The organism is Pseudomonadota bacterium, from assembly GCA_030775045.1.
In the GTDB taxonomy this organism is placed as follows: Bacteria; Pseudomonadota; Alphaproteobacteria; order JALYJY01; family JALYJY01; genus JALYJY01.
On record JALYJY010000010.1, the window covers coordinates 1 to 16,855 of the forward strand.

Here is a 16,855-nt window from a genome sequence, read left to right on the forward strand (position 1 = left end):
TCCCAGGCCTCGTTGATCTTCTGGAACCGGGCCTTGGCCGAAGCCTCCGGATTACGGTCGGGATGGTATGTCAGCGCCAGACGACGAAAGGCCTGCTTGAGCTCGGAACCGGATGCGTCAGGAGAAAGCCCGAGGGTCGCGTAATACCCCTTCGGATCCTTCCTGCTGGTGATCTGGCCGTCCGATGCCGGCATGACGCCGCTGTCTCCCTGTTTACCGGTTTATACTATAGATAGCAGACAGCCGGCGGACCAGCCCCTTGACCCGGGGGAACGAACACCCCATCATAAAATCCGGAAACTTCTGAAAAAGGAAACGCCACCATGTCATCGCTGAAAGTCACTGACCAGAGCTTTGCCACAGATGTCCTGAACGCTCCGGGACCGGTCCTGGTGGACTTCTGGGCCGAATGGTGCGGTCCCTGCAAGATGATCGGTCCTTTCCTGGAGGAAATGGCCACCGAGATGAAAGGCCGCGTAACCATCGCCAAGGTCAACATCGATGAAAACCCCGCTACACCCACAAAGTATGGAGTGCGCGGCATTCCCACCATGATCCTGTTCAAGAATGGCCAGGCCGTGGCTACCAAGGTCGGTGCACTGCCCAAAAGCGCCCTGGTGCAGTGGGTTGAATCTGCCCTCTGAAGGTCTGTTTTGAAAATCTTATCCCCTCTGCGACTGGCGTTCATGGGAACGCCAGGCTTTGCCGTTCCTGTCCTTCAGGCTCTTCTGGATGCCGGGCATGAGGTTGCCGCCGTATACACCCAGCCCCCCCGGCCCGCAGGACGCGGCCACCGGATCCAGAAATCTGCCGTACATGAACTGGCCGAGGCCCGGGGCCTGCCCGTGCGCACGCCGCACACCCTGAAGGATCCGGGAGAGCAGGAATTCTTCCGCACCCTGAATCTGGATGCGGCCGTGGTGGTGGCCTATGGCCTGATCCTGCCACGCGCTATCCTGGATACCCCGCGCCTTGGGTGTATCAACATCCATGCGTCCCTGCTGCCCCGGTGGCGGGGAGCAGCACCCATCCAGCGCGCCACCATGGCCGGTGATACGGAAACGGGTATCACCGTCATGCAGATGGATCCCGGCCTGGACACCGGCCCCATGCTGATGGCCCGCAGCATCCCGATTACAGATAAAACCACAGCCCCGGCCCTGCACGACGCCCTGTCCTCGCTGGGAGCGCAGATGATCGTGCCGGCGCTGGAAGGGCTGGCCGCGGGGACCCTGAAAGCCGTCCCCCAGCCGGCAGAGGGCGTGACCCATGCCGCAAAGCTGGAGAAAGAGGAAGGACGGCTGGACTGGACAAAAGACGCGTTGGTCCTTGGCCGCCAGGTGCGGGCGCTGAATCCCTGGCCAAGCACATGGTTCATGATGGGGGATGAACCGGTCCGCGTGCTGGAGGCTGAACCGGTCTCCGGCCCTCCCCCTGCCCCGCCCGGAACCCTTGTGGGACCGGACCTGACCATCGCCTGCAGCACCGGCGCCCTGCGCCTGCTGAAGGTCCAGCGCCCTGGCCGCAAACCCGTGGACGGCCCGGCCTTCCTGAATGGGTGTCATTTGAAGACGGGGGACAGGATCAGGAACTGAGCGCTTCCCTTCCGGAAAATCCAGGGATGAAAATAATAGAGGGTATTATAGTCCCTGACAGGGGTTTACAGCGCAGATTTTCGCGGGAGAAACAGAATGTCCGAAACAGCTGCACAGACAGCATATCCGGTTCTGGGACAGGCTCTGGCGATTTTCAGGAATTCCCGGCCGGGTCCACAGGCCAAAGCCCTGCTGCTTCTGAACTGCCTTGGCACCATTCTTCGACATGTTGACGGAGACAGGGACACTTACAGCGATGAGTCTCTCGCCCCGGTTCCCTCACGAATTTTCCGGCACATGCACCTTGTATTCGCAGAAGCTTTCCGCAAGGATCCCTTCGCTGACCCTCTGGAGATACCTCTTGCTCTGGCGTTCAGAACCTTTTGCCAGACACGGCTCGCAAGCGAGGCACAGCTGGCCATGGCCGATGCTGTTCTCGAACTGTCCGGACAGGCCTCGGACCCCTGGCAGCAGGAACTGGCCGGTGTCTTCCTGAATGGCGTTCTGGATAATACCATCGAGAGGGATGATAAAGATATGGCACTCCGTGCACTGGGGCTCTACAGAGACCTTGCACAGGTGTACCGGAAAAAGTACGGAACCATGAACCGGACCGGAAGCGCATGGGCCCTGTCCGGACATAGCGGACTCTCACAGTACCTCTGGGAACACATCCAGGGAAATCCGGAGGACATCGGCTCCGAACTGGAGGAGCTGATGGAAAAATACAGGGGCGACGAACATGCTGCTGAAATCTCGCAGCAATACCAGGAAGAATACTCCCACGTTATAGCCGCACCGATACTTGTGAAGCTGTTTCAGAAAAGCAGGGATGACTTTGGCCTCGACAGAGCCTCTGCAGTCATTTCTGAACACGTCGTGCAGCAGGTTGTGATGGACACAACGACACGCATTCTGGGCAATATGGACGTTCCGGCAGGGATATCTGCAGAAGAATTCCTGAAAGCCCTTCCCCTGCCTGACACTTCCGGTCAGGCTCCGGCGGCTGGCCCGTCAGCACAGCCCTGATTTTTCTGGATTAACAAAAAACTATGCGGCCTTGACCAGCGCGTGGCGTTTTTTGCCGGCGGAGAGTTTGAGGGTGCCGTCGGCGCTGAGGGCATCGGTACGGATGAGAGCAGCTTCATCTTCTACCACTGCGTCATTGACCCGCGCGCCGCCGCCCTTGATAAGGCGTTTTGCTTCCCCGTTGGACGGGGCCAGACCGGTCAGGCGCAGCAGCTCGTACAGATGAACACCTTTTTCCAGTTTTGCCCGGGGCACATCCACTGTCGGGAGTCCTTCTGCTGAAGCGCCCTCCTCGAACGTCCGGCGGGCTGTTTCCGCCGCTTCTTCCGCTGCGGCGCGACCGTGGCACAGGGTAGTCGCTTCCCGCGCCAGGATCTTTTTGGCCTCGTTGATCTCCACGTCCTTCAGCTTTTCCAGGCGGGCGATCTCGTCCATGGGCAGCCCGGTAAACAGGCGCAGGAAGCGACCCACGTCCGCGTCGTCCACATTGCGCCAGTACTGCCAGTAGCCGTAGGGCGACAGCTGGTCCGCATTCAGCCACACGGCACCGGCGACGCTCTTGCCCATTTTCAGGCCGGCGGCGGTGAGCAGCAGCGGTGTGGTCAGGCCGAACGCCTCGATCGACGTGATGCGGCGCATCAGCTCGACTCCGCTGATGATGTTGCCCCACTGGTCGGACCCGCCCATCTGGAGAACACACTTGTACCGCCGGTTCAGCTCCACAAAGTCATAGCCCTGGAGGATCATGTAGTTGAACTCCAGGAACGTCAGGGGCTGTTCGCGCTCCAGCCGGCTCTTGACGGAATCAAAGGTCAGCATGCGGTTGATGGTAAAGTGCCGACCCACGTCGCGCAGGAACGGCACATACCGCAGTTCATCCAGCCAGTTGGCGTTGTTGACCATCATGGCGTCGGTCGGCCCGTCGCCGAAGGTCAGCACTTTTGCGTACACATCGCGGATGCAGCGGATGTTTTCGGCGATCTGTTCGTCCGTCAGGAATTTGCGCATCTCGTCCTTGCCGGTGGGATCGCCGATGCGCGTGGTGCCGCCGCCGATCAGGACAACGGGCTTCCCCCCCGTCTTCTGCAGCCAGCGCAGCATCATGATGGGGATCATGTGGCCGGCGTGCAGGCTGGTGGCCGTGGCGTCAAAGCCGATATAGCCTGTGACGGGACCTTCCAGAAGGCGCTTGTCCAGGCCCTCCAGATCGGTACCCTGGTGGATGAACCCGCGCTCGTGCAGGGCGTGGAGAAAATCTGATTTAAAGGTGGTCATGGTGTTCGGCAACCTGATCAAAAGAGTATTCCTAACAGGTTTTCCGGCCTTGCGCTATCGCCCATAACCCCGAAAAGCCATTGCCTGCAACCCGGAATTTGTGCATGGATACGCTGTTCCAGCCATAACACATGGGGTAAAAGAGATGTCCGGATCCCTGCCTGTTCTTGCCACGGCTCTTGTCAGCACCGCCATTCTTGGCTGTGCCGCGTCCCGCCCGTCTCCCGAACCTGCAGGCCCCTCTGCAGAAGCTGAATGTTCCAGGGTTGGGAAGGCAGCAGAAAATGGCCGGTTTCCACCTATCCTGCCACTTCCGGTCAAGGGAAATACAGCCAGTCTGGCCGGAGCTCTGGGCAGCATCGTCCAGCCGGCACATCAGGGCGGATACTGGAAGGGTATCATCATGATCTGCCAGGATTCACAGGGCTCCCTCGAACAAAGATGCAATGGAGCCCTGAAGACGCTGAACGGCTCCCTGGCCCAAGACTTCAGGGACACCCAGGGCGCCCTGAACAACCCTCCTTCCAGCCCTGGACGAACATTTTACCCGGGAAACATCGCCAGTCTGGTCCGGACCATGGCAACCGTGGCTGGAGCCGCCGCCGTATGCGAAAATGTTTCCGGCTGGAAGGGAAAGCTTTTGTGGGTGGATACGGAACAGGGAGGACTTGTTCCGTCAGCTCCCGGCGCCACTCCCTGAAAGAAAGCCGGGACATTACCCTGCTGTGCAAAGCCTGCTGATAACAACCTTGGGTTGCGTTACTGATCTATTGTTCCCGTTATAATTTATGGGGTTTAAATATATGTCCAGATCCCTGCCTGTCCTTGCCACGGCCCTTGCCAGCGCCGCTGTCCTTGCCTGCTCCGCATCCCGTGAAGCTGCCGGGAACCATCCCGGAGCTGCAACTTCCACAACGGATCCTGCCGCCCCTGCATTCTCCATCAGGGAGGAATGCCAGCGGGCCTTGCCAACGACACAGATAGGGTCCTTTCCCGCCCACGTATCCTCCGTTTGAGGAATCCACGGATCTGGAACGGGCAATCAACAGGAATATTCAGCTGGCAAATAAAACCGGATATACGAATGGAGTTGTCATGGTCTGTGACGGGGAGCCATCCGACTCCCTGGGACAGAGGTGCAACGGAGCACTGGACACGCTGAATGGCTCCCTGTTCCGGGATTATGCGAGCGTTCTGAACGCTCCCGAACCTTCTTCTGCACGTAAAAATCCTTTCGATCAGCTGACCCGGCAGGGAGAAACCTTCGCGAAGCTGGCCCAGATCCGTGGAATCGTGGCTGGAGCAGCGGCTGTATGCGGAAATTTTCCGGGCTGGAGCGACAGACTTCACTGGGTCAATACTGACCAGGGATATACGCCAGCTCTTCGCTGAAGGATGGCAAGAACCCCCGCCTGCCCGCCTTCGCGAAAAACCCGGGATATCCCGGGTTTTTTGCCTTGGGCGCAATCCTGGTCTAGTATGGACAGATGTCTGACTCTTCCCTGATTACAGCCATCGGCCTGATGAGTGGCACGTCCATGGACGGCATCGACGCCGCCCTGATCCACACCGACGGCCACAGCCGCGTGGAGTCGGGGCCTTTTCTTACGGCGTCCTATACGCCGGAGTTCCGCCAGCGCCTGCGCTTCGTCCTGGGCGAGGGAAAGCCGGAAGACGCCATCCAGGCTGTGGAACAGGAACTCACCGACCTGCATATCCAGATCGTCAACCGGCTTCTGCAGGATAACGGCATTTCTCCCGCCTCGGTGGACGTGATCGGTTTTCACGGCCACACCATTCACCATGCGCCGGAACGCCGCTTTACCCGCCAGATCGGAGACGGCGACCGGCTGGCCGCGGCCACAGGGATTGACGTGGTGAACGACCTTCGCATTGCCGATGTGAAAGCCGGTGGTCAGGGAGCCCCGCTGGTACCCGTATTCCACCAGGTGATAGCTGCATCTCTGGAAAAGCCTCTGGCCATCCTGAACATCGGCGGCGTGGCCAATAACACATGGCTGGGTGCAGGTGAGGATATTCTGGCCTTTGATACAGGCCCCGGAAACGCCCTGCTGGACGACTGGATGCTGCGGCACACGGGACAGCCGGTGGACCAGGACGGCCAGACAGCCTTGCGCGGCAAGGTGCACCAGGGCCTGATCGACCGGTGGCTGGAACATCCCTATTTCAGCAAAAAGCCGCCCAAATCCCTGGACCGCAACGCCTTTCCCGTCAGCGATCTGGAAGGCCTTTCAGCAGAAGACGGCGCGGCCACGCTGGCGGCCTTTACCGTCGCCACCATAAAAAGGGGTGTGGAGCATATGCCACAGCGCCCCCGCCGCTGGCTGGTCACAGGCGGCGGACGGCTGAACCAGGCCATCATGCAAGGCCTGCGCCAGACCCTGCAAACTCCTGTAGACCCGGTGGAGACTGTGGGCTGGAACGGCGACGCACTGGAAGGCCAGGCCTTCGCCTGTCTGGCCGTGCGTTCCCTGCGCGGCCTGCCCCTCAGCTTTCCTTCCCTGACCGGCGTGCCGGAGCCGATGCGGGGGGGTGTACTATGCCGTGGCCGTCGGTGAGGCAGCAGTGCTGCCTGAAGATGGAGCGTTCGGGACTTCCCTGATCACAAGTTCAGCCATAAGGCCGAATTTTTCCATGCTTTTCCTGAGCGCAGGGACTGCATCCCCTGCAGGGGACTCTTTTCCGGAAAGTATCTGTTCAAGGGAGGGAACAGAAATATCCCATTCGGTCATCGCACCCTGCATGGTGCGGGAGAAAAAATCCCATCCCCTGGCATCTGTAACCATTTTGCCAAAAGCCCCCGGTTTCACAACCATCAGGGTCAGGAACAGCGGGACATATTCCCTGATGGCACCATTTGCTCTTGCACCCATTTCCTGGAGGGCGTCTTCGTAACTGCCTGCAACAATTTTCCCCGCCAGCGACCGGGCTGCTTTTTCCCATGCCGTGTCGACCATGGCCAGAAGGCCGGTTTCTGCTGAAGACATCTGTTTTCCCCCGCTGTTATGGTCAGATCATGGCCGCCACTCTATCAGGATTTCATGAAATCATAAACTTCAGACCCGAATTAACGCCGGGTTAAGAAATCTGCCCTATGCTGTTCTTCTGTCAGGGATATGAGGGAGAACCTGCTGATGGAAACATTCCGCCACCAGGCCATGGAACATGGTACGGGATTCAGGTCCAGCAGCCTGGCCAAAGCTATGGCGATTGCCACGGGTATGGCACTGGCAACAGCAGCGTTTGTCCAGACACGGGACAGGATGCAGGCGGACTCTGCCGCCGAAGCCCGGGCTGAACAGGATGCAACCTTGCAGCTCCTGATAAAAGATGCCAACATGGAGCGCCCCGCTCAGGGTGAGCTGAACACTCGCCCTGATACCAACCCGGTCACCGGAGCCAGGCTGATGCATCAGCCTGTATTCGGCACCCCCCGGGGCTATCGTACATACAATGTGTGGGGAGAAAAATATGCTACTGAAGACGCTCGCGGGAAAAAGCAGCCCCGCGTTGTTGTCTTCCCTTTTCCCGAAGGACCCTCCTGAACCCGGAAAACAGGAACCATCCCTGAGAGAACATATTGACCTTTGGTTCCCGGGTGGCTATTCCTCTGGCTCGTTCTGGTCCGGGATAGCTCAGCGGTAGAGCAATCGGCTGTTAACCGATCGGTCCTCGGTTCGAATCCGAGTCCCGGAGCCATTTCATGATATGGCCTCCCCCATGATGAGTGATCTTGTCCTGCCTGCCCTGGCGCTTCTTTTTCTGGCTTTTGCAGCGGGATACCTGCTGGGCTCTGTCCCCTTTGGCCTGGTCCTGACGCGCCTTGCGGGCTATGGCGATATCCGGAAGATTGGTTCGGGCAGCATCGGCGCCACCAACGTCCTGCGCACCGGGAACCGCACCCTCGCGGCCCTGACCGTGGTTCTGGACGGCGGCAAGGGCGCCGCTGCGGTCCTGCTGGCGCACTGCCTTTTCTCCCCCCCCCTGGTGGCCCTGTTTGCCGGGGCGGGAGCCATGATGGGCCATATCTTCCCCATATGGCTGGGCTTTCGGGGCGGCAAGGGCGTAGCCACAGCGCTGGGCGTCCTGCTGGCCGCCGCGTGGCCTGTGGGGCTGGCCGCCTGTGGTCTGTGGCTGGTCACGGCTATCATTACCCGCATCTCGTCCCTGTCAGGCCTGGTGGCGATGGGCCTGGCCCCCCTGCTGGCTCTGCTTCTGGCAGACCCGCCCACGGCCTGCCTGGCCCTGTTCATCGCCGTCCTGGTTTTTGTCCGGCACAAGGACAACATCCGCCGCCTGGTACGGGGAGAGGAACCCCGCATCAGCCGCAGGCCCACTGCATGATGGTTCCCTTCCGGCGCACTCTCACGGACACGGAACGCCTGGACTGGCTGCGCCTCGCCAGAACGGAAAACGTTGGTCCTGTCACCTTTTTCCGTCTGCTGGAGCGGTTCAGGGACATCGGCCCGGTCCTGGACACCCTGCCTGAAATGGCTCGCCGGGGCGGCGCCGGCAAGGGATCCGCACCGCAGATCCCGGACCGGGCAGCGATCGAGCGGGAGTATAAAGCCCTTGCCGCCTGGGGCGGACAGATGGTGGCCGCCTGCGAGCCCGGCTATCCGGAGCTGCTGGCCGCCATTCCCGATCCCCCTCCCCTTCTGTCCGTTGCAGGCCGGACAGATCTTCTGCACCGGACAGCCATCGGCGTTGTGGGTGCCCGCAACGCCTCCCTCAATGGCCAGCGGTTTGCGGAAAAACTGGCGGCGGAACTGGGGGAAGCCGGAATCACAGTCGTATCCGGCCTTGCACGGGGCATTGATACGGCGGCGCACCGCGGCGCCCTGGAGTCAGGGACCGTGGGCGTGGTGGCCGGCGGCGTCGATGTGGTCTATCCCCCGGAAAACCGCAAACTGTATGACCAGATGCGGGAGAAGGGAGCGGTGGTGGCCGAGCTGGCCTTTGGCGCCGAGCCCCAGGCGCGGCACTTTCCCCGGCGCAACCGGGTCATCTCGGGCCTGTCCCGGGGTATTGTGGTGGTGGAAGCTGCCTTGCACTCCGGATCCCTGATCACCGCACGGCTGGCCACCGAGCAGGGCCGGGACGTATTCGCGGTTCCCGGCTCGCCGCTGGATGCCCGCTGCCGGGGCACCAACGACCTGATCCGGCAGGGCGCCACACTGGTGGAAATCGCCCGGGACGTTCTGGATGCCCTGGGCCCCGGACTGGCACAGCCGGACAGGCGGAACCCCGGCGTGCCAGAGGATGCGGACACCCCCTCCCTGTTCAGCGACGACGACACGGACAGGGCGCGGCAGGACATCCTGCAGCTTCTGGGACCCAGTCCTGTTTCCGTGGACGGTATCGTCAGGGCCAGCGGGATGGCACCGGGACTGGTATCATCCATCCTGCTGGAGCTGGAGCTGGCCGGCAGGCTTCAGAGAATGGCCGGCAGCATGGTCGCCATCATCAGCCCCCCTCCATAACCCTGACTGCGGCGGACGTCTGCTGCGTCGTTGTGGTCCTCAAATCCTCATGTACGTCCCTGTACACTCCGGTTTTGCGGTCCTCTCTCCTCGCATTTGCCTCGCCGCAGCGGGTTCTGGAGGAGGGCTATTGCGTAACGGGTCGTACGGCCCGTGCCTGGCGCAGGGCCCCGAGCACAGAAGTGTCCACCTGGCCGGTCTGCGGCATACTGTGGCTGGCCTGGAAGTCCCTGATCGCCGCGGTTGTGCGGAATCCCGCCTTTCCGTCTACTGCACCGATGTAATACCCCAGACGGACCAGAAGGACCTGGGTCTCCAGCACCTCGGGCCGCAGGTCCTTTCTGCCGTAATACGGGTTGGGCGCCATGGTGCGCAGTTTTGCCACCAGATTTCCTGAAACGCATCCGTCCTGCTCCAGACCGGCACTTTTCTGATAGGCGCGGATGGCCTCGCGCGTTTTTGGAGTCAGCATGCCGTCATATCCGCCCGGGTCCTGGCCGGTAATGGCCAGAAGCTGCTGGGTTGTGGCAATGACCGGTGAGAAAGTGGACGTCGCATCGCACAGGGTGGGAATGCTCTCCACAGGTCCGATCCAGGGATCGGGCAGCGGCACGGCCTGGGGTGTTTCAGGAGCAGCCCGGGGCGCAGCACGCCTGGACGGTGGGATGTACTCCCAGAACGCCTCAGCCGCCAAGGGCAGCACGCACAGGATGACCGCAAGAAGGATACCGGAAGTCCGTTTCATGATTTGCACCCGGCAGCAGGCAAAAAGACTGTCTGACCGATAGCAGGTTCCGGGGCCTCCGTCACGGGGGTATGTGCTCAGGTCTTTTTCCCTGATCTGGTCCCCGCCAGCGCCGCGATGATGCCGTGGAAGGTGCGTACTTCCTGTTCCGTGGGTTCCATACGCAGCAGGGCGTTGCGGATGTTGCGCACCATGCCGGGACGCTTTTCCGGCGTGGAGAAAAACTCCGCCGCATCCAGTGCTGATTCCAGATGCTCGAACAGGTTGACCATGTGGTCCCGGGTCGCCAGCGGCGAGGACCCGGAGCGGAACACACTGCCCGGCGTGGAATCTCCCGCCTGGAACCATTCGTACCCGATCAGAAGGACCGCCTGGGCCAGGTTCAGCGATGTGAACCCGGGATTGAGCGGAACGGTCAGGGTCCTGTCCGCCAGCGCCAGGTCGTCATTGTGCAGGCCCGTGCGCTCGGGCCCAAACAGCACGCCGCAAGCTTTCTCCTCCCCTGCCAGACGGCGCATGTCCGCCGCAGCGGCGCGGGGAGTCATGACGGTCCGGGCCATATCGCGGGTGCGGGCCGTGGTGGCCCACATGTGGGTCAGATCCGCCACAGCTTCCGCCGTTGTGGAAAAAATGCGCACTGCCTCCAGAACCGCTGTGGCTCCTGCTGCTGCGGATTCAGCCTTCGGGTTGGGCCAGCCGTCCCGGGGCCGCACCAGGCGCAGGTCCGTCAGCCCGCAGTTCAGCATGGCGCGAGCCGTCGTGCCGATGTTTTCGCCCAGCTGGGGCTCGACCAGGATGATGGCGGGTCCTGCGGAAATACTGTTCTGTGTCATTGCGAAAGCCTGTCCTGGACAACCAGTTTCACCTGCTGCCCGGGCTGCAGCGTCATGCCGGGTTCGAGGTCGTTGAGGGTGCGGAAATACTCCTCGGGATATTCGTCCACAGCCATGTATCGCGACAGGCTGGTGATGGTGTCCACAGGCATGAAGAGCGTGAACTGGGGACGTTCCGTGGCAGCGTTGTACGACCACGCGGAGACAAGGATCGCCCCCGACAGCAGCAGAGCTCCCCCGACCATATATCCTGCAGGCATGGCAATCCACTATCCCCGTTGAATTCTGAAACGGCGACCCTATCCAAAAAAACTTCATGATTCCAGAGAAAGCGCCTTGAAGACCAGACCAGAACAGACAGACTTCATTAAGCCAGACGTAACAGCATCGTGAAATATTCAGCCGGAAAATGTTTTTTCGGCTACTTGATTCTCTTGCCCGCATGAAGTATCAGATAGCCCGTTCACGCAAGTTCAGCCTGGCCCTGCAGAAAATCCGGAAATGTCAAAATCACCTTTTGTTCCTGTCTGTTTCTTTTTTCTCGCTGTTGCAGGCTTTCCGTTTGCGGCACAGGCCGGGAAAGAAGATCCCGCTCTTCTGGGTCTGGGCACCGGTCTTGCAGATGCGTTGCAGTGGGCCAAGGACGACAATGATGCAGAACCGGCTGCCGAATTCCGCGTGGAATACCGGGCAGAGCCTTTCGTGTGGGAGATCCGTCCCTGGGTCGGGGCACAGATTGACACCAACGGCGCCCTGTACGGGGCAGGGGGCATTCTCCTCGATATCGACGTCCTGCATCCTGTTGTTATCACGCCCAGCTTTGGCATAGGGCTGTACCATGACGGCGGCGGCCGGGATCTGGACAATACACTGGAATTCAGAAGCCAGCTTGAACTGGCCTATGAATTTGAAGGGGGCTCCCGTCTTGGCGTTGCTGTCAGCCACATTTCCAATGCCGGTCTGGGGGACAGGAATCCGGGAACAGAAAGCGCCGTGGTGTACTATCACCTGCCTGTCGGGTCTCTTTTCTGACTGAAATTCCTGTACCTTCCGGACAGGGAAGCTGATATACACTGCGCCGGGAGGTCGGCGCGGGCGAAGCCCTCGCCAACCCGGTCAGGTCCGGAAGGAAGCAACCGTAACGAGCCGGCTTCGGGTCGCTGTCCGGCCTCCCACCCTGTCCACAGCCCAGGGCCCTGTTCCATGCGTGAAATTGTCCTTGATACTGAAACCACTGGCCTGGATCCGCTCAACGGCGACCGGATCATCGAGATCGGTTGCGTTGAACTGCGCAACTATGTCCCTACAGGGCGCACATTCCAGCGCTATGTGAACCCCGAACGCGACGTCCATCCGGACGCAACAGCTATCAGCGGCCTGACCTGGGAAAAACTGAAGCACTATTCCGTCTTTGGCGGAGTCGCCGGCGAGCTTCTGGATTTTATCGAAGCTGCCCCGCTGGTCATCCACAATGCAAAGTTCGATATTGGCTTTCTGAACGCCGAGCTGGGCCGTCTTGGCCTGCCTTCCATCGCACTGGATCGGGCCACCGACACGGTCCAGCTGGCCCGCCGCATGTTTCCGGGAGCGCCGGCCAGCCTGGACGCCCTGTGCAAACGCTTTGGCGTCGACAACTCGAGCCGCACGTTCCATGGCGCCCTTCTGGACTGCCAGCTTCTGGCCGAATGCTATCTGGAGCTGCGCGGCGGACGGCAGACCAGCCTGATGGGCGAGACCATGACGGCAGCACAGTCTGCTACCGTGGTTGCCGAGCGTGCTTTCCGGGCCGCGCGGCCCCATGCCCCCACACCGGAAGAGGCAGAAGCCCACGAAAACCTGCTGGCCCAGATCAAGAATGCCATGTGGAAAGACGACAAGGAAAAAGAAAAGAAGTCAGCGTAATCACTATCTCTTTTTCGCCGCTGCCAGATTGTCCGGTCCGAAATCATGCGGCAGCAGAACCGCCAGCGTGTGCTCCACAACCTCTTTTCCCGCACAGGCCAGGACGGTCAGACGCGCCGGCGTGATGCAGTGTTCCCGCAGGATCTGACGGTCCGGCCCTGTAGGCATGACAATACCGTCTGCCAACCCGGGATAGGGGCCATAAAAAGCTGTAACGATTTTCGCTTCAGATCCCAGCTCCGCAACCATGGCCCCCAGCGCATTCTGTGTGGCGCTGCACCCGGCCCAGGCTGCATCCTCGCGCGTCACCCCATAAAAGATTTCGCCGGTTTCGGTCCGGACAGCCATGGCCACAGGAGCTTTTGAATATGGAACATACGCCCGGGACTGGATCAGCCGCAGGGTTTCGAAGACAGACCGCTCGGCCGGAATCATGAGCCTGCGCGGGCCATGATCCACCTGACTGTACGGGCCGCTGCGGGCCGGCAGCAGGTCGCCCAGACGATGCACACCCAGAACCCTGCTTCCGCCTGCCACCATGAACACAGGCGTGTCCGGCCCTGCATGGACAGACAGAAACTCGCGACAGTTGCCACAGGGGGTACAGGCCATATCCATGGCCAGATCTCCGCCAGCAACGGCCACAGCCACCACCTCCTGCGGACCGGCCGACCCGATCATGCTGGCCATGGCCCCCTGCTCCGCGTGCTGCCCCTTGCACAGGGCCTCCAGCATGGTTGTTTCCCAGTTGGCGCCCGTGAAAATGCGTCCATCCGCGGTCAGGACAGCCGCCCCTACAGGAAAATGCGAATAACGGGGATCCGCGCGCCCGTGGGCGTCAATGGCGGCCTGAAACAGGGCTGCTTTATGTTTCTCGATCAGCGGTGACACAACCTGTACGCCTGCCTGCATGATGGTTGGGGCGCCAGGATTCGAACCTGGGCATGGCGGAATCAAAATCCGCTGCCTTACCGCTTGGCTACGCCCCAGTAACGGGAAGCGCAGACCATATATCTCCAAAACCGGCCGGTGACAAGACAGGAACCTAATCCATGCGTGCAAGCTCGATTGCCGGACACCGGTCCATGACTACACGAAGACCGGCGGCTTCGGCTTTTTTTGCAGCCTCATCGTTGCGTACACCCAGCTGCATCCATACAACCTTTGCACCGGCGGCAATGGCCTCGTCCACCACACCGGCCGCTGCTTCGGAATTGCGGAACACATCCACCATGTCCACGGGACGCCCGATGTCCTTCAGGCTGGCCACCACTGTCTTTCCGTGGATGGTCGAGCCGGCAGCTGTGGGGTTGACCGGAATCACCTCATACCCGTTGGTGATCAGGGTCTTCATGACCCCAAAACTGGGCCGGTCCGGCTTCGGGCTGGCGCCCACCACGGCGATGGTTTTCACGGTGCCCAGAATATCGCGGATATAGGCATCGGGATAGAAATCGTGGTCCATGAAAAACCTCCGGAAAAATGTCTGCTCCCGGATCCTAACACGGACGGAGGCGTTCCGTTCCACTTCCGGCACATGGATTACGGTATTATAATACCGTGCCAAAAACGCCAGGATCTGCGCCCTTTTTTCTTGACAGGACGTACAGGTACTTATAGAAGGTGCCCCGTTACCAGACAGAAACAGGAATACCCATGCAGACCAAAAGCCTGAAACCCGCCGAGGTCACCAGGAAATGGTATATTGTGGACGCCGAGGGCATTGTCCTTGGCCGTCTTGCAGCCATACTGGCCAAAATCCTGCGCGGCAAGCACAAGCCCGCCTTCACACCCCATATCGACTGTGGCGACAGCATCATCGTCATCAACGCTGAAAAGGTTGCCCTGACCGGCAACAAGCGCGATGATGATATCTTTTACTGGCACACGGGCTATCCTGGCGGGATCAAGGAGCGCAGCAAGGGCCAGATCCTGGACGGCCGCTTTCCCGGCCGCGTCATCACCAAGGCCGTTGAGCGCATGATGCCAAAGGGTTCCCTGGGACGTCACCAGATGGTCAACCTGAAGGTCTATGCAGGCGCTGCCCATCCCCATGCGGCCCAGCAGCCCGAGGTTCTGGATGTGGGCGCCCTCAACCGCAAGAACAAAAGGAGCGCCTGATGGCTCGCAAGACAAAACCCCTGTCAGAGCTGAAATCGGTCACGGAGGTTCCATCCCCGAAAAAGGCTCCAGCCTCCTCCCGCGCTGCGGCTTCCGAACCTGCTGACCTGGGCCCGCCGAAAGCGGACAAGCTTGGCCGTTTCCGGGCCACCGGCCGGCGCAAGGAAGCTGTCGCCAGCGCCTGGATCTGGCGCAGCAAGGGCAAGAGCGGCGGCAAGATCACCATCAATGGCAAGCCCATCGAGGAGTATATTCCCCGCCCCGTCCTGCGCATGATGATCAACCAGCCCTTTGCTGTCACCGACCGCATGGGCCAGCTGGACGTCATGTGCACCGTCAAGGGCGGCGGTCTGTCCGGCCAGGCTGGCGCCATTCGTCACGCCGTGTCCAGGGCCCTCACATACTTCGAGCCGGAACTGCGCCCCGCCCTCAAGGCCGCCGGGTTCCTGACCCGCGACAGCCGCGTTGTCGAGCGCAAGAAGTACGGCCGGGCCAAGGCCCGCCGTCGCTTCCAGTTCTCGAAGCGCTGACGGCTGTTCTGTTTTATGGAAAGGGGCGTCCTGTGCGGGCGCCCTTTTTCATTGCGGAATGCTGCTTTCCCGCAGTCCATGGTCCAGCTATAGTGCGCCCCGATCCACAAGACGGACGTCCCATGACCACAGCCCCTTCCCGCTCTCTGGCCCGCTATCTGGTCTGCCCGCCCGATTTCTACCAGGTGTCCTATGCCATCAATCCCTGGATGAAGCCGCAGGTATGGCAGGCCGAGACGGACTACTGGACCCGGAGATCCCGGGACCAGTGGCAGAGGCTGACAGATCTCATGAAAAGCCTGGGCTGGATCCTGGAAACCATTGCGCCGCAACCGGACCTGCCCGACATGGTGTTCTCCGCCAACCATGCCGTGGTCATCGGGAAAAAGGCACTGGTGGCCCGCTTTGCCAAAGCCCAGCGGGAAGGCGAGACCCCTTGGGCGCAGCAGTGGTTCCAGAGCCACGGGTTCGAGACAAAAATCTGTCCCGTGATGTTCGAGGGAGCGGGAGATGCGCTCTACGATGCCAGCCTGGACGTTGTGTTCATGGGATACGGTTTTCGCAGCATTCCGGAGGCCGCCGGCGAGATCAGCAGCTTTTTCGGCAAAAAGGTTGTGCCGCTCCAGCTGCGCGATCCCCGGTTCTATCATCTGGATACCTGTTACTGTCCCATCGACGGGGGCAAGGCCATCTTCACGCCGCTGGCCTTCACGGACGAGGCCCAGGCGACCCTGCGCCGGCAGTACGGGGACAGGCTGATTGAAATTCCGGAAGAAGACGCCCTGCAGTTCGCCTGCAACGCGATCAACGCCGGCAGGGATATCGTTGTACCAAAGATCAGCGCGCGGACACAGATCCTGCTGCAGGACAACGGCCTGATCCCCCACATGGTTGAGCTGGACAGCTTTATCCTGGCCGGGGGGGCCAGCAAGTGCCTCACCCTGCGGCTGGATGTGGGATCAGGCATTCCCTGAGGACCTGTTCAGTCTTTCTTAATAATTTCCCTGTTATAAATCTGCAAAAGAAATTGTAAATGGATAGCCTATGACCTCGAAACCTGATCTTTCAGAATTTGAAGAAGTATTCCGCTCAGGGATTGGATATAATGGATACAGTGAAGGCAGTATTCTGACACAGGAAGATCTTGATGGTCTGAATACCTATACTCTTGCACAAAAAATGGCTGGAGCCTATCATGAATCTTCCGGTGTTTGCCTGAAGCTTGCCAGAGCTTTCCAGGAAGGCATTGACCGTGATCCTGATCCTGCACAAATTGATTATCCGGCCTATGAAAAAAGCACATAGAATACCGGAAAACCCG

At 60.5% G+C, this 16,855-nt stretch carries 23 protein-coding genes, 2 tRNA genes and 1 other RNA gene; 17 read left to right on the forward strand and 9 right to left on the reverse strand.

Annotated elements, in window-relative coordinates; genetic code table 11:
* Positions 1-194, reverse strand: a 194-nt coding sequence (locus tag M3O22_01550; GenBank protein MDP9195449.1) for a J domain-containing protein, incomplete at its 3' end; no start/stop codon positions are given.
* A gap of 129 nt (positions 195-323) precedes the next feature.
* On the opposite strand from M3O22_01550, the gene trxA reads away from it, so the two are divergent.
* The 3 genes from trxA (at position 324) to M3O22_01565 (ending at position 2,624) form a co-directional block, all read left to right on the forward strand.
* Entirely contained in the window at positions 324-644 is a 321-nt protein-coding gene (trxA, locus tag M3O22_01555; GenBank protein MDP9195450.1) for a thioredoxin TrxA, read from the forward strand.
* 27 nt (positions 645-671) lie between these two features.
* Positions 672-1,595 (forward strand): methionyl-tRNA formyltransferase, encoded by a 924-nt coding sequence (gene fmt / locus M3O22_01560; protein ID MDP9195451.1) that lies wholly within the window; start codon positions 672-674, stop codon positions 1,593-1,595.
* 96 nt (positions 1,596-1,691) lie between these two features.
* Positions 1,692-2,624, forward strand: coding sequence for a hypothetical protein (locus tag M3O22_01565; protein ID MDP9195452.1), 933 nt, complete (start codon positions 1,692-1,694; stop codon positions 2,622-2,624).
* 21 nt (positions 2,625-2,645) lie between these two features.
* Here M3O22_01565 and tyrS read toward each other — a convergent pair whose 3' ends face one another.
* The gene (tyrS, locus tag M3O22_01570; protein MDP9195453.1) at positions 2,646-3,899 is read right to left on the reverse strand and encodes a tyrosine--tRNA ligase; all 1,254 of its coding nucleotides are present in this window, start codon (positions 3,897-3,899) and stop codon (positions 2,646-2,648) included.
* A gap of 145 nt (positions 3,900-4,044) precedes the next feature.
* Here tyrS and M3O22_01575 point away from each other — a divergent pair, with 145 nt between their 5' ends.
* The 3 genes from M3O22_01575 to M3O22_01585 all read left to right on the forward strand — a co-directional run bounded on the left by M3O22_01575 (position 4,045) and on the right by M3O22_01585 (position 6,478).
* Positions 4,045-4,599, forward strand: a complete 555-nt coding sequence (locus M3O22_01575) for a hypothetical protein (GenBank protein ID MDP9195454.1) — start codon at positions 4,045-4,047, stop codon at positions 4,597-4,599.
* Positions 4,600-4,994: 395 nt separating this feature from the next.
* The gene (locus tag M3O22_01580) at positions 4,995-5,291 is read left to right on the forward strand and encodes a hypothetical protein (protein ID MDP9195455.1); all 297 of its coding nucleotides are present in this window, start codon (positions 4,995-4,997) and stop codon (positions 5,289-5,291) included.
* A 95-nt stretch (positions 5,292-5,386) separates the two neighbouring features.
* Entirely contained in the window at positions 5,387-6,478 is a 1,092-nt protein-coding gene (locus M3O22_01585; GenBank protein ID MDP9195456.1) for an anhydro-N-acetylmuramic acid kinase, read from the forward strand.
* Here M3O22_01585 and M3O22_01590 read toward each other — a convergent pair.
* Positions 6,458-6,907: a hypothetical protein gene (locus M3O22_01590; GenBank protein MDP9195457.1), complete on the reverse strand. Its 450-nt coding sequence runs from the start codon at positions 6,905-6,907 to the stop codon at positions 6,458-6,460. The genes M3O22_01585 and M3O22_01590 overlap by 21 nt on opposite strands.
* Before the next feature lie 147 nt (positions 6,908-7,054).
* Between M3O22_01590 and M3O22_01595 the strand changes: the two genes are divergently transcribed.
* The 4 genes from M3O22_01595 to dprA all read left to right on the forward strand — a co-directional run bounded on the left by M3O22_01595 (position 7,055) and on the right by dprA (position 9,403).
* Entirely contained in the window at positions 7,055-7,465 is a 411-nt protein-coding gene (locus M3O22_01595; protein MDP9195458.1) for a hypothetical protein, read from the forward strand.
* Positions 7,466-7,544: 79 nt separating this feature from the next.
* Positions 7,545-7,619 (forward strand) — tRNA-Asn (locus M3O22_01600).
* 24 nt (positions 7,620-7,643) lie between these two features.
* Positions 7,644-8,264: a glycerol-3-phosphate 1-O-acyltransferase PlsY gene (gene plsY, locus M3O22_01605; protein ID MDP9195459.1), complete on the forward strand. Its 621-nt coding sequence runs from the start codon at positions 7,644-7,646 to the stop codon at positions 8,262-8,264.
* Positions 8,264-9,403, forward strand: coding sequence for a DNA-processing protein DprA (gene dprA / locus M3O22_01610; GenBank protein MDP9195460.1), 1,140 nt, complete (start codon positions 8,264-8,266; stop codon positions 9,401-9,403). The genes plsY and dprA overlap by 1 nt, the downstream gene beginning before the upstream one ends.
* Before the next feature lie 127 nt (positions 9,404-9,530).
* On the opposite strand, the gene M3O22_01615 is transcribed toward dprA, so the two are convergent.
* From M3O22_01615 to M3O22_01625, 3 genes are all read right to left on the reverse strand, one after another.
* Positions 9,531-10,148, reverse strand: coding sequence for a peptidoglycan-binding protein (locus M3O22_01615; GenBank protein ID MDP9195461.1), 618 nt, complete (start codon positions 10,146-10,148; stop codon positions 9,531-9,533).
* Positions 10,149-10,225: 77 nt separating this feature from the next.
* Positions 10,226-10,981, reverse strand: coding sequence for an RNA methyltransferase (locus tag M3O22_01620; protein ID MDP9195462.1), 756 nt, complete (start codon positions 10,979-10,981; stop codon positions 10,226-10,228).
* The gene (locus tag M3O22_01625; GenBank protein MDP9195463.1) at positions 10,978-11,226 is read right to left on the reverse strand and encodes a hypothetical protein; all 249 of its coding nucleotides are present in this window, start codon (positions 11,224-11,226) and stop codon (positions 10,978-10,980) included. The genes M3O22_01620 and M3O22_01625 overlap by 4 nt, the downstream gene beginning before the upstream one ends.
* A 256-nt stretch (positions 11,227-11,482) precedes the next feature.
* Here M3O22_01625 and M3O22_01630 point away from each other — a divergent pair, with 256 nt between their 5' ends.
* The 3 genes from M3O22_01630 to dnaQ all read left to right on the forward strand — a co-directional run bounded on the left by M3O22_01630 (position 11,483) and on the right by dnaQ (position 12,883).
* Complete coding sequence (locus M3O22_01630) at positions 11,483-12,013, forward strand: acyloxyacyl hydrolase (protein ID MDP9195464.1); 531 nt, start codon at positions 11,483-11,485, stop codon at positions 12,011-12,013.
* A gap of 48 nt (positions 12,014-12,061) precedes the next feature.
* Positions 12,062-12,158, forward strand: an RNA gene (gene ffs / locus M3O22_01635) — signal recognition particle sRNA small type.
* A 26-nt stretch (positions 12,159-12,184) separates the two neighbouring features.
* Positions 12,185-12,883 carry a DNA polymerase III subunit epsilon gene (gene dnaQ / locus M3O22_01640; protein MDP9195465.1) on the forward strand — a complete coding sequence of 233 codons (699 nt, stop codon included), beginning with the start codon at positions 12,185-12,187 and terminating at the stop codon, positions 12,881-12,883.
* A gap of 3 nt (positions 12,884-12,886) precedes the next feature.
* Here the strand turns inward: dnaQ and M3O22_01645 are convergent, their stop codons facing one another.
* The 3 genes from M3O22_01645 to M3O22_01655 all read right to left on the reverse strand — a co-directional run bounded on the left by M3O22_01645 (position 12,887) and on the right by M3O22_01655 (position 14,348).
* A complete protein-coding gene (locus M3O22_01645) occupies positions 12,887-13,795 on the reverse strand; it encodes a hypothetical protein (GenBank protein MDP9195466.1) in 909 nt (302 codons plus the stop codon).
* A 2-nt stretch (positions 13,796-13,797) separates the two neighbouring features.
* Positions 13,798-13,872: transfer RNA gene (locus M3O22_01650), tRNA-Gln, on the reverse strand.
* 56 nt (positions 13,873-13,928) lie between these two features.
* Positions 13,929-14,348, reverse strand: coding sequence for a CoA-binding protein (locus M3O22_01655; protein MDP9195467.1), 420 nt, complete (start codon positions 14,346-14,348; stop codon positions 13,929-13,931).
* Positions 14,349-14,539: 191 nt separating this feature from the next.
* Here M3O22_01655 and rplM point away from each other — a divergent pair, with 191 nt between their 5' ends.
* From rplM to M3O22_01675, 4 genes are all read left to right on the forward strand, one after another.
* On the forward strand, positions 14,540-15,004 hold the full coding sequence (gene rplM, locus M3O22_01660; protein MDP9195468.1) for a 50S ribosomal protein L13: 465 nt from the start codon (positions 14,540-14,542) through the stop codon (positions 15,002-15,004).
* Between the two features lie 107 nt (positions 15,005-15,111).
* Positions 15,112-15,534, forward strand: coding sequence for a 30S ribosomal protein S9 (rpsI, locus tag M3O22_01665; GenBank protein MDP9195469.1), 423 nt, complete (start codon positions 15,112-15,114; stop codon positions 15,532-15,534).
* A gap of 122 nt (positions 15,535-15,656) precedes the next feature.
* Complete coding sequence (locus M3O22_01670) at positions 15,657-16,508, forward strand: arginine deiminase-related protein (protein ID MDP9195470.1); 852 nt, start codon at positions 15,657-15,659, stop codon at positions 16,506-16,508.
* 70 nt (positions 16,509-16,578) lie between these two features.
* Positions 16,579-16,839, forward strand: a complete 261-nt coding sequence (locus tag M3O22_01675) for a hypothetical protein (protein ID MDP9195471.1) — start codon at positions 16,579-16,581, stop codon at positions 16,837-16,839.
* The last annotated feature ends 16 nt before the right edge of the window (positions 16,840-16,855 follow it).